General features: G+C 72.2%; 5 protein-coding genes. 4 read left to right on the top strand and 1 reads right to left on the bottom strand.

Features of this window, described 5'->3' with window-relative positions:
- Positions 1-4: 4 nt before the first annotated feature.
- From ACFWY6_RS13760 to ACFWY6_RS13745, 4 genes are read left to right on the top strand one after another with little or no spacing between them, the layout of a single operon-like run.
- Positions 5-943 carry a TauD/TfdA family dioxygenase gene (locus ACFWY6_RS13760; RefSeq protein ID WP_360764145.1) on the top strand — a complete coding sequence of 313 codons (939 nt, stop codon included), beginning with the start codon at positions 5-7 and terminating at the stop codon, positions 941-943.
- Between the two features lie 5 nt (positions 944-948).
- Positions 949-2,883 carry a condensation domain-containing protein gene (locus ACFWY6_RS13755; RefSeq protein WP_384688969.1) on the top strand — a complete coding sequence of 645 codons (1,935 nt, stop codon included), beginning with the start codon at positions 949-951 and terminating at the stop codon, positions 2,881-2,883.
- Positions 2,876-8,854 carry an amino acid adenylation domain-containing protein gene (locus ACFWY6_RS13750; protein ID WP_384688967.1) on the top strand — a complete coding sequence of 1,993 codons (5,979 nt, stop codon included), beginning with the start codon at positions 2,876-2,878 and terminating at the stop codon, positions 8,852-8,854. The genes ACFWY6_RS13755 and ACFWY6_RS13750 overlap by 8 nt, the downstream gene beginning before the upstream one ends.
- The gene (locus ACFWY6_RS13745) at positions 8,854-10,101 is read left to right on the top strand and encodes a methyltransferase domain-containing protein (protein WP_384688964.1); all 1,248 of its coding nucleotides are present in this window, start codon (positions 8,854-8,856) and stop codon (positions 10,099-10,101) included. The genes ACFWY6_RS13750 and ACFWY6_RS13745 overlap by 1 nt, the downstream gene beginning before the upstream one ends.
- On the opposite strand, the gene ACFWY6_RS13740 is transcribed toward ACFWY6_RS13745, so the two are convergent.
- Positions 10,085-12,019: a non-ribosomal peptide synthetase gene (locus ACFWY6_RS13740; protein ID WP_384688961.1), complete on the bottom strand. Its 1,935-nt coding sequence runs from the start codon at positions 12,017-12,019 to the stop codon at positions 10,085-10,087. The genes ACFWY6_RS13745 and ACFWY6_RS13740 overlap by 17 nt on opposite strands.
- Positions 12,020-12,101: the final 82 nt, after the last annotated feature.

Genomic DNA, 12,101 nt, shown 5'->3' with positions numbered 1-12,101 from the left:
GGCCGTGCAGCTGCCCCACGTCATCGAGGCCCACGAGGGCGAGGAACTCCTCGGCAGGATCGGCCGGGACCGTGCCGCGATCCGCCGGCGGCTGCGCTCCGACGGCGCCGTGCTGCTTCGCGGCTTCACGGCAGGCGGCGTCGACGGGTTCGAGTCCGCGGTACGCGAACTGTCCGGCGAGGCCCCGCTGCGCTACGAGGAGCGGTCGTCGCCGCGCAGCACCATCAAGGGCCGGGTGTACACCTCCACCGACTACCCGCCGCACGAAGAGATCTTCTTCCACAACGAGAACTCCTACCGCGTGTCCTGGCCGATGAGCCTGTACTTCTACTGCGTCGAGCCACCGGGCGGCAGGGGAGCGACCCCGCTCTCCGACACGCGCCGCGTGCTGAGCCTCCTCGACCCCGCCGTGCGCGAGGAGTTCGAGCGGCGCGGCTGGAAGGTGGTGCGCAACTTCGGCTCCGAGTTCGGGCTGAGCTGGCAGGAGGTCTACGACACCGACGACCGGGCCCAGGTGGAGCGGTTCTGCGCGGCCAACGGCGTCGCCGTCGAGTGGCGTCCGGACGGCGGCCTGCGCACGTCCTCGGTGCGCGATGCCGTCCATCGGCACCCGGAGACGGGGGAGGAGGTGTGGTTCAACCACGCGGCGATCTTCCACATCTCCACACTGTCGCCGGAGAACCGCGAGGGCATGCTCGAACTGTTCGGCGAGGAAGACCTGCCCAACCAGAGCTACTTCGGCGACGGCGCGGACATCCCCGACGACGTGATGGCGCACGTACGCGACTGCTACCGGACGGCGGCCACGCGGTTCGACTGGTCCCGCGACGACGTCCTGGTCATCGACAACATGCTCACCGCACACGGCCGTGAACCCTTCACCCGTCCCCGTACGATCGCCGTCGCCATGGCCGAGGCGGTCGCGGCGAACGGGCGGGGGTGACCGCCATGACGGGACGAACGGTGTCCGCCCTGGTGAGCGACGCGTCGTACGCCCAGGCGCGGATGTACTTCCTCGACGAACTGGCCCATCGGACCGGGGTGTTCACGGTCGCCCGTGTCCTCGACCTGACCGGTGACCTCGACCCGGCGGCCCTCGATGCGGCGGTGCGCGGATGCGTGCGCCGCCACGAGAGCCTGCGCACCTGCTTCCGCGTCCACGAGGGACAGCTGCAGCAGATCGTCACCGACCACGAGCCCGAGCTGCGCATCCTCGACCTGCGCACCCTGCTCGGGCGGGACACCCCGCCGGACGAGCAGGACCTCGTCGCCGACCTGGCCCGGCAGGAGGCCGCCGAACCCTTTGATCTGCGGCGCGTCCCTCTGCTGCGCACCACGCTGATCCACCTCACCGACCAGCGGGCCGTCCTGCTGCTGACGCTCCATCACATCGTGGCCGACGCCTGGTCGTTGGACCTGCTCCTGCGCGATCTCACGGCGCTCTATCAGGCGCACGTCACCGGCACTTCCGACGGTCTGCCCGAACTGCCTTTGCAGTACGCGGATTTCGCCGCCTGGCAGCAGCGCGCCGAGACGAGCGGCGCCCAAGACCGGCTCCTCGCCCACTGGCACGAGCGCCTCCGCGACCTGCCCGAACTGCCCCTGCCCACCGACCGTCCGCGCCCCGAACAGCTCTCCTACCGCGGCCAGGAACTCTCCGTCCCGCTCGACGACCGGCTCGCGGGCCGGCTGAGTGCCCTGTGCCGGGAGGAGGAGGCGAGCCTCTTCATGGGCCTGCTCGCCGGCTTCTATGTCGCGCTGCACCGCTACAGCGGCCGGGCCGACCTCACCGTGGGCGGCACCACGTCCGGCCGGGCCCGCCCCGAGACCCAGAACGTGATCGGTTCCTTCGTGAACATGGTGGTGCTGCGGACCACGGTCCGCGACGACCACACGCTGCGGGACGTGCTGCGGGCCACCGCGGAGACCTGTCACGACGCCTACGACCACCAGGAACTGCCCTTCGAGCGGCTGGTGGCCGCGCACGGCGGCGCCCGAAGGGCCAACAGGAACCCGCTGTTCCAGATCGTGTTCCAGATGATCGCCGAGCCGGACGACGAGCTGTCCGTGCCGGGCCTCGGCATCCGGATGCGCGAGGCGGCCACCAGCGTCACCACCTTCGACCTGGTGTGCACCGTGACCAACAGGGCCGGCCGGCTTTCGGCGACCCTGGACTACGCGACCGAGCTGTGGGACCAGGACACCGTCGCGGCCCTGGGCCACGCCTGGCAGCGGGCGCTGCGGGACCTCGCAGAGCGGCCCGACCGCGCCCTGCGGGACATCCCCCTGGCCGAGGAGCGTCCGTACGCCCCGGACGTCCTGCCGGAGGAGCTGCGCGGCGATGCGGCTCTCGCGGAGCTGCCCGCCGATGCCGTGCTGACCGTCCGCGACCCCTACGGTCACCCCGCGCCGCCCGGAGCGGTCGGCGAGCTCTTCCGCCGCGACAGGCCGGACGGTCCCGCGCGGCCGACCGGCGTCGCGGTGCGGTCACGCGGAGACGGCCGCCTCACGGCCGCGCCAGCGCAGGACGCCGGACCCGCGCCCACCCCTGAGCCGTCCGACAACTCCGCACCCGTCGGCCCCATGGAACGCGAACTGGCCGCGCTGTGGGAGGAGTTGCTCGGCTGCACGGGCGTCGGACGGCACGACAACTTCTTCCAGTGCGGCGGCCATTCGCTGCTTGCGACGGTGCTCATCACCCACGTCCAGGAGCGCTACGGCGCCGATGTGACCCTTGAGGCGTTCTTCCGGCAGCCCACCCCCGCGGGCCTCGGCGAGGCGATCGCCGCCGCCTCCGACGCCGCGGGGAAGTCCGGTGCCGCGGGAGCCGATGAACTGAGCGCGCTCGTGGACGCCTTGGAGCGACAGGGGGACCATGCCTGAAGCCGACCTCGCCGAGCGGATCCAGAACCTCACGGCGAAGCAGCGCACGGAACTGCTCGGACAGCTGCGCGAACGCGGCATCACCCCGCCGCTGAGCCTGTTCGCAGGACCTGCCGATGGCGACGCGCCGGTGTCGTCGGGGCAGCGTCGCATCCTCTTCCTGGGCGCGCTGCAGCCGGAGAACTCCGGCTACACCAGCGTGAACCCCTTCCGGCTCACCGGGCGACTCGACCCGGCCGTGCTCCACCGCTGCCTGAACGAGATCACGGCCCGGCACGAGATCCTGCGGACCGTGTTCCCCCTGGTCGACGGCGTCCCCGTGCAGCGCGTCCGGGCCGCCGCACGGGTCCGGCTGACCGTCGTCGACCTGCGCGGACTCTCTCCCGCCCGGCGCGCCGCCGAGGCGGACCGCCTCATCGAGGCCGAGCACGGCATCCCCTTCGACCTGGCTCAGACCCCGCCCGTGCGGTTCCGGCTGCTGCGGCTCTCCGCCGAGGAGTCGGTGCTCCTCTCGGTGTTCCACCACGTCCTCGTGGACGGCTGGTCCCTCGCCGTCCTGGGCCGCGAACTGACCGCTCTGTACGAGGCGTTCTCCATCGGCCTGCCGAGCCCGCTGCCGCCCCTGCCCGTGCAGTACGGCGGCTTCGCCCGCTGGCAGGCGGTCTGCGAGGACGGCGCGGAGGCCCGGCGGCAACTGGCCTACTGGGAGACGCACCTCAGCGGCGCCCCCGACCGGCTCGACCTGCCCACCGACCGGCCGCGGCCACCCGTGCAGAGTCACCGTGGAGCCACCCATCATTTCGTGGTCGACGCCGAACTGACCGACTCCCTGCGCGAGTTGGGCGTACGGCACGGAGCGACCCTCCACATGACCCTGCTCGCCGCGCTCGCCACCGTGCTCCACCGCTACAGCGGTCAGGGCGATCTGCTCATCGGCGGGGCCGTCGCCAACCGGCGGCAGAGCGAACTCCACGACCTGGTGGGTTTCTTCGCCAACTCGGTGCTCTTCCGGGTGCGCCTCGACGACGACCCCGACTTCGCGGAACACCTGGCCCGGGTGCGCCGGACCTGCCTGGAGGCGCACGACCACCAGGACGTCCCGGTGGACCTGATCGCCCAACGCCTGTTCCCCGAGCGTGACCTCGCGCGCAATCCGCTGTACCAGGTGAATTTCACCCTGCACAACACGCCGCCCGTCACCGGTGACCCTTCCGGCCTGACGGTGACGCTGCTCGACACGGCGACCGAGTCGTCCCGCTTCGACCTCGACTTCAACATCCTGGAGACCGACGAAGGACTCGACTGTCTGGTCGACTACGCCACCGACCTCTTCGACGCCGCCACCGTCGGCCGCATCTGCGACTCCCTCGGCGAACTGCTCCGTGCCGTCGCCACCGACCCCGCACGGCGCCTCTCCGCCCTGCCCGTGCTGTCCGCACGCGAACTGCGGCGGATCGTGAGCGAGTGGAACGACACCGGCACCGAGTCCTGCGCGACCCCCCTGCACGAACTGGTGGCGGCCCAGGCGTCCCGCACACCCGACGCGGTCGCGGTGAGCCGCGCGGACCACACCATGACGTACGCGGAACTCGACAGGGCGGCGAACCGGCTCGCCCACCATCTGCGGGACGCCGGCGCCAAGGCCGGCACCGTGGTGGCCGTGCTGATGGACCACGGACCCCAGACCGTGACCGCGCTCCTCGCGATCCTCAAGACCGGCGCCGCCTACGTGCCGCTCGACCGCACGCACCCCGCGTCCCGGACGAACGCCATGCTCGCCGACAGCGAGGCCACCGTCCTGGTGGTGAACGACGCCCTGCCGACGCAGGTGGACCCGGCCGGCGCCCGGGTCGTCAGGACGGCCGCCGAAGCCGACGCGATAGCGCGGCGGCCATCGGCCGCCCCCGATGTCCGCGTGTCGGCGGACGACCTGATCTACCTCATGTTCACCTCGGGCTCCACGGGCCGCCCCAAGGCGGCCCTGCTCACCCACCGCAATATCGTCAACTACCTGCTGTGGGCGAAGGATTACTACGCCGCGGACGCGGGGACGGGAGTGCCCGTGCACTCGCCGCTCGCCTTCGACCTGACCGTGACGAGCGTCTTCGCGCCCCTGCTCGCCGGGCAGCGCGTGCTGCTCCCGACCCCGACCGCCGACGACACCCCCGACGCGGCCCTGCGCGACCTGCTGACGGACGCAGCCGACCTGACCTTCGTCAAACTGACGCCCTCGCACCTGAGGCTCCTGGAGCAGTCCGCCGACGGCGCACCGCTCGCCCTGCCCGCCCGGACCGTCATCCTGGGCGGGGAGGGGCTGCACGAAGACGCCCTGTCCGCGCTGCGAGCGGGTACGCCCGATGTCCGGATCATCAATGAGTACGGACCCACGGAGACCGCCGTGGCCTGTACCGCTTTCGACGCGGGGAGCGGCCCGCAGGCCGACGGCGGGGGCCCGGTGCCGATCGGCAGGCCGATCGCCAACGTCCGCGTCCATGTCCTGGACGAGGCGCTGCGCCCGGTGCCGGTCGGTGTGCCCGGCGAGGCGTGCGTCGGCGGGGCCGGAGTGGGCCAGGGCTACTGGGGGCGTCCCGCGCTCACCGCCGAACGCTTCGTGCCCGACCCCTTCGGCACGGTCCCGGGCGCCAGGCTGTACCGCACGGGAGACCTCGTCCGGCTGCTGCCCAGCGGTGATCTCGAGTACCTGGGCCGCCGGGACGAACAGGTCAAGGTGCGCGGCCACCGGCTCGAACCCGCCGAGGTCGAGGCCGCGGTGCGCAGCCACCCGGAAGTGCGGCAATGCGCCGTCGAGGTGGTCAGCCGCGCGCCGGGCGACGAACGCATCGTCGCCTTCGTCTGCCTGCGGGACGGCTCAAGGAGCGAGCGGAACTGGGACGGCGACCGCGTCGAGGAATGGCGGCGGCTCTACGAGACCACCTACGGCGATCTGCCCGCCGACCGCGACGCCGCCTTCAACCTCGCGGGCTGGCTCAGCAGTTACACCGGCCGGCCCCTGGACGAAGGGGAGATGCGAGCCTGGCTCGACGACACGCTCCGCCGCATCGGCGCCCTGCGGCCCCGCGACGTCCTGGAGATCGGCAGCGGCACCGGCATGATCCTGCTCAACATGGCGCCCGAGTGCGGGAGTTACCGGGCCACCGACCTCTCCGCCCCCGCCGTCGCGTACGTACGGGACACGGTGGCCGCCATGGATCTGCCACCCGGCAGGGTCGAGGTCCGCACGGCCCCCGCCCACCAGAGCTTCACCCCGGAGGCGGGCGACCCGGCACCCGACACGGTGGTGCTCAACTCGGTGGTCCAGTACTTCCCTTCGGCCGACTACCTCCTCGACGTGCTCCGGCAGGCCGTCGACGCGGTGCCCGACGGCGGCCACGTCTTCCTCGGCGATCTGCGCAGCCTGCCGCTGCTCGACCTGTTCCACACCTCCGTCCAGGCGCACCGGGCCCCGGCGAACATGCGCATCGCCGAACTGCGGTCCAGGATCCGCCGCCAGAGCGCCCTCGACCCGGAACTGTGCGTCGACCCAAGGCTGTTCGAGGAGCTGGCGGCTCGCTGGCCGCGGGTCGCGCGGGTCCGCGTCCTGCCCAAGCGCGGCCGCCACGACAACGAGCTCAACCACTACCGGTACGACGTCGTCCTCACCGTCGGCCCTGAGGTGCCCGAGGTGCCCGAGTCGCCCGACGTGCCCGAGGTCCCCGAGCCCTCCGGCACCGTCCTCGACTGGGCCGCATCGCCCCTCACGCCGGACGAACTCCTGCGCCTCGTCGAGCGGGAGCGCCCCGAGCGGCTCAGCCTCACCGGCGTACCCAACGCCCGGCTCGGCGCGGCGCTCGCCCTGCGCGACCTCATCGAGGAGCGTGCGCCTTCGTCCTCCGTGGGTGAACTCCGGGCCCGCGCCAGCGCCCTGCCCCCGCACGGCCGCGCCCCGGAGGACTGGTGGGAGCTGGCCGATCAGTGCGCGTACGAGGTGGAACTGAGCTGGCTCGAAGGGCGGTCGGACGGCGCGTACGACGTCGTCCTGGTGCGCCGCGACGTGGACTCCGCCGCTCTCCCGGCCACCCCCACGGACCGCCGTGCCACGCCCCCCGCCGAGCTGTTCGACGCACGGCGGCACACCAACGACCCGCACTGGCGCCGTGCCTGCGCGGTGACCATTCCGGACATCGACGCCCACGTACGGAGCTGGCTGCCCGAACCGCTGCTTCCGGCCCACTACGTCCCGCTGCCCGAGCTCCCGCTCACCGCGAACGGGAAGGCGGACCGCACCCAGCTGCGGCGACTCGCGGCGGACCCCGCCGTCGTGGAGCGGGCCGTCTGGGGCGTGGCCGCCCGGGAGCTCACCGCCACCGAACAGGTCGTCGCCGACATCTGGCGCGAGCTGCTCGACTGCGGTGACGTCACGCCCGACGACGACTTCTTCGGACTCGGCGGGCACTCGCTGCTCACCCTCCAGGTCGTCTTCCGCCTCCGCAAGCGCCTGGACGTCGCCCTGCCGGCGCGCGCCCCGTTCGACCACCGGACCCTCGCCGACCTCGCCGCCTGCGTCGACGCGCTGCGGGAGCCCGAGGCCGGCGCCGCGCCACCGCCGCTGACCGCCGTGCCCCGCACGGGGGTGCTGCCGGCCTCCTGCGCCCAGGAACGGCTGTGGTTCATGGACCAGTTGAACCCGGGTGACCCCCGGTACAACGTGCCGGTCTTCGACCGGATCCGCGGACCGCTCGACCTCCGGGCGCTGTCCCGGGCGCTCGACGCGCTCGTCGCCCGGCACGAGGTGCTGCGGACCCTGATCACCGCGCCCGACGGCGCGCCCCGGCAGGAGATCCGGCCGCCCGAGCCGGTGCCGCTCCCGCTGGTCGACCTCACCGGGCTGCCCCCGGCGGCCCGGGAAGCGGAACTGACCCGCCTGGTGCGGGAGGAGTACCGCCGGCCCTTCGACCTGGCCGAGGGGCCGGTCCTCCGCGCCCACCTGGTGCGCCTCGCCCCGCAGGACCACGCCCTGCTTCTGTCGCTGCATCACATCGTGCACGACGGCTGGTCGTTGGGCCTCTTCAACGTCGACTTCGCCGCGTTCTACGAGGCCTTCGCCGAGGGGCGCGAGCCCGACCCGGCCACGCCGTCGGTCCAGTACGCCGATTACGCCGTATGGCAGCGGCGCCTGCTCGACGAGGGCCACCTGGACGCCCAACTGGCGTACTGGAAGCGCACATTGGCCGGAGTCGTCGAGCTGCCCCTGCTGGCCACGGATCACCCACGGCCCGCCCGGCCCACCGGCAGCGGCAGGCTGCTCCCCGTCTCCGTCCCGGCCGAGACGGTGGGGAAGATCCGGTGGCTGTGCCGGCAGTCCGGGGCCACTCCGTTCGCCGTGCTGCTCACCGCCCTCGGCGTGGCGCTGTGCGCCCACACGGGCGAGCGGGAGGTGACCGTCGGCACCGACGTCGCGGGCCGGACCGCCGCCGAGACGCAGGACATGCTCGGCTTCTTCGTCAACCAGCTGACGCTGCGCGTCGACCTCGCAGGCGACCCGGCCCGCAGTGAGCTCCTCGCGCGCGTCCACGGCACGGTGCTCGAAGCGCTCAGCCACCAGGACGTGCCCTTCGAGCGGGTCGTCCAGGCGCTCAACCCGCCCCGCAGCCGCCGGCACAGCCCGCTGTTCCAGACCAAGCTCGTACTGAACAACACACCGGGACGGTCCGGCGTCGAACTTCCGGGGCTGCGCATCGAACCCGTCCAGGCCGGGCTCGACACCACCAGGTCCGACGTGGCGCTCGTCCTGCAGGAGAGCCAGGCGGTGCGGGACGGCATCTCCCCGTCCGACACGGACGGGGAGATCACCGGATTCCTGGAGTACAGCACCGAGCTGTTCGATGAATCGACCATGACGAAGCTGCTCGACGACTTCGGGCGCGCCCTCGACTCGCTGACCGACGACGCCCCGGGGACAGGTGCCGCCTGATGAAGCCGCTCTCGACGTATCTCAACGGGGGGACCGCCGTGCGCGCCGAGGACGAGGCCCTCGCGCTCACCGATGACGCACGGGCCGCATTCGACGCGGGCCGGGAGCTGGCCGCGACAGGGGAGTACCGCGCGGCGATCGGTCTGCTCCAGGCGGCTGCCGGGGACCCGCAACTGCGGGCGCGGGCGCTGTACTTGGTGGGTGAGTGCTTCGAGCGGCTCGGGGCGGAATCGGCCGCCGCCATCGCCTTCCAGCAGGCAGCGCTGAGCGGTCCCGGCGAGGACGACAAACGCCTGCTCTACGACAGCGCTCGGGCTCTGCAGGGGGAGGGCAGGCACGCCGAAGCCGCAGAGCGCTTCGAGACGCTGCTCGCCTGGGACGCCACGTACGAGGACGCCTGGAAGCACCATGAGGACAGCCGGACACGCGCCGGCTCGACAGCCCGGGACACGGTGCGACCGCACAGCGCCGAGACGCTCGTCAGGGACCTGGAGGCGCGCGGTCTGCTCGGGAACTCCGACTCCCGGATCGCGGCGTACGACGCCTTGTTCTACGTCCAGTTCGACCACACCGGCCTGCACGACAGCGTCAAGAAGCGGCTTGAACTCGTCCAGCTGCTCACCGCGGTCGGAGATGTCTCCGCCGTGCGCACCTCGCTCGACGTCGGCAGCGGCACCTTGCGCTACCCCCAGGTCCTGAACCGCTTCGGGGTGCGGTCGTACGGGATCGACCTCAGCGACGCGGGTGTCCGCGTCTGCGTGGACGAGCAGTGGGCGGCGGGCCGGTTCGCCGTCGCCGACGGCACGGCGATGCCCTTCCGCGACGGCTCCTTCGACCTCGTCACCTGCATGATGGGCACGGTCAACCACCTGTCGGCGGACCAGCGCGAACGCTTCCTCGCCGAGTCGCTGCGCACGCTGCGGCCCGGCGGGCTCCTGGTGGTGAGCGCATGGGACCCCGCGTGCCGCTTCCAGACGTTCCTTTCCTTCTACTCCCCGGCGGAAATGGCCCAGCTGCGCGGGCAGTTGACCGAGCGGGAGCCGCTGCGCGCGCAGTGCGCGGCGGCGGGCTTCGGCGAGGTGCGCACCACGCCGTTCTGCACGGCCCCCGACTGGCTGGTGACGGGGGCCGGTGCGGCGGGGACGAACGCCGACCACCTGGCCCGCCTCGCGGAGCTCGACCGGGAACGCGCGGCACACGATCCGGCGGTCGCAGGCCAGATGTTCCTGCTCAGCGCGCGTCGCTGACCCCACTCCCGCCGAACACGTCCGCGAGGCTGTCCGCCGTGAGGAACCGGATGCTGCGTACGGCGATTCCCTCGCGCCGGCAGGCGGTGGCGAGCTTCATCGCCGTGATCGAATCCCCGCCCAGGTCGACGAAGTTGTCACCGGCGCGGACACCGCGTACGCCGAGAACGCGCTCGCACAGGGCGCACACCTTGCGCAGGACGTCGCCGGGCCCGCCGCTGCCGGGTCCGGCTTCCGCGCGGCCGGAACGCGTCGCGCGGGTCGCCTTCTCGAACAGGTCCTGAAGGAGCCGGCGGTCGAGCTTGCCGTGCCGGGTGAGCGGGAGTTCACCGAGGGCCGAGAAGTGCTGGGGGACCATGTACGACGGGACGGAGGCTTCGAGTCGGGCCCGCAGCAGTCCCGGGTCGAGTTCCGGAGGGAGGCTCGGGGAGGAGCCTCGGGGCAGGCCCGGTGAGCCGCTTCCGTCCGGGACGACGAACGCGGCGAGCACGCTCTGCGGCTCGCGCGCCTTCACCACCGCCGCCGCGCCTATGCCGTCCATCGCGCACAACAGCGCCTCGATCTCGGCGAGTTCCACGCGGTGGCCGCGGATCTTCACCTGCCCGTCGGCCCGGCCCACGACGACCGGCCGGCCCCGCGGATCGAGGCGTACGAGATCTCCCGTGCGGTAGACGCGCCCCTCGCCGTCGGGCAGCGCACTGAACGCGCGTTCCGTGGTATCGGGGAGGTTGAGATAGCCGCGGGCGACACCCGCCCCGCTGATGACCAACTCGCCCACTCCTTGGGCTGCTTGCTCCTCATCGGTGTAGTCCACGGTCAGGCGCGTGCGCGGAATGGCGTGGCCGATCGGCAGCGGGTCGTCCGGCGCGTACTCCTCGATGCGGAACCCGGCGCTCTCGTCGAGCCGGAGGAAGCAGCGGCCCACCACGGTCTCCGTCGGACCGTAGTGGTTGTAGACCACCGCGTCCGGGAACAGCCGCCGCAGGGCCGTGAGATGGCGGGCGCGCAGGACCTCACCTCCGACGACGAACTGCCGGGGCCCGCGCAGCCCCCGCGGGTCGCCGAGCCGGGCCTTGAGCATCTCGATGTGCGAGGGGGTCAGGCGCACCAGGTCGAAGTCCGGGTTCTGGACGGCCGTCGCGAGATCCTCGGGTTCCTGGTGCTGCGGGGCGAGGTGGAGGGTGCCGCCGGTGACGAGCGGCAGGAAGAGGCTCGTCAGGGAGAAGTCGAAGCTGAGCGGCGTGTGCAGATACGCGTCGGCAGGTTGTCCGCCGGAGAACTCGGACACCGTCCAGCCGACATAGTTCGACAGTCCGGAGTGCTCCACCGCCACGCCCTTGGGGTGTCCGGTGGAGCCGGAGGTGTACAGGACGTAGGCGAGGCGCGCGGGATCCGGGGCCGCCGGCTGTGCGGGGCCGCTCGTCGCGCGCGCGGCACCTGCGCGGAGATTCACGGTCCGTACGGATGTCCCCGCAAGGAGGTGGCGGTGCTCGGTGTCGGTGACGGCGAGTTTCATGGACGTGTCGCGCACCATGAACGCCAGCCGCTCCGGCGGGAGATCGGTGCCCAGCGGCACATAGGCGCCGCCTGCCCGCAGGACGGCGAGGAGACCGACGACGAGGCCGGGCGAACGACCCGCGAGCAGCCCCACCGCCTGCTCCGGACCGACGCCACGCTCCAGGAGTTCCCCGGACAGCTGGACGACTCTGGAGTGCAGTTCGCGATAGCTGATCCGTACGCCGCCCTGGACGACGGCCGTCGCGTCGGGCCGCTGCTTCGCCTGCCCGGCGAACCAGTCGTATACGGATTCGTATGCGGATTCGCCAGTGGATTCGCCAGTGGATTCGCCAGTGGATTCGTCTGTGGATTCGTCTGTGGAGGGGAGTTGCTCGTCATTCCGTGCCGATTCCTGGTCCACCGCTCCGACTCCCGTTCTCGCGTGGTGACAAAGTGACCCGGCGACCCCGGCGCGACAGCCGTTCACGGTGTCACCATGCGGC

Source organism: Streptomyces sp. NPDC059037 (genome assembly GCF_042740015.1).
Taxonomy (GTDB): domain Bacteria; phylum Actinomycetota; class Actinomycetes; order Streptomycetales; family Streptomycetaceae; genus Streptomyces.
Note: the sequence above shows the minus strand (reverse complement) of the source record. Positions and strands in the feature narration are given on the sequence as shown.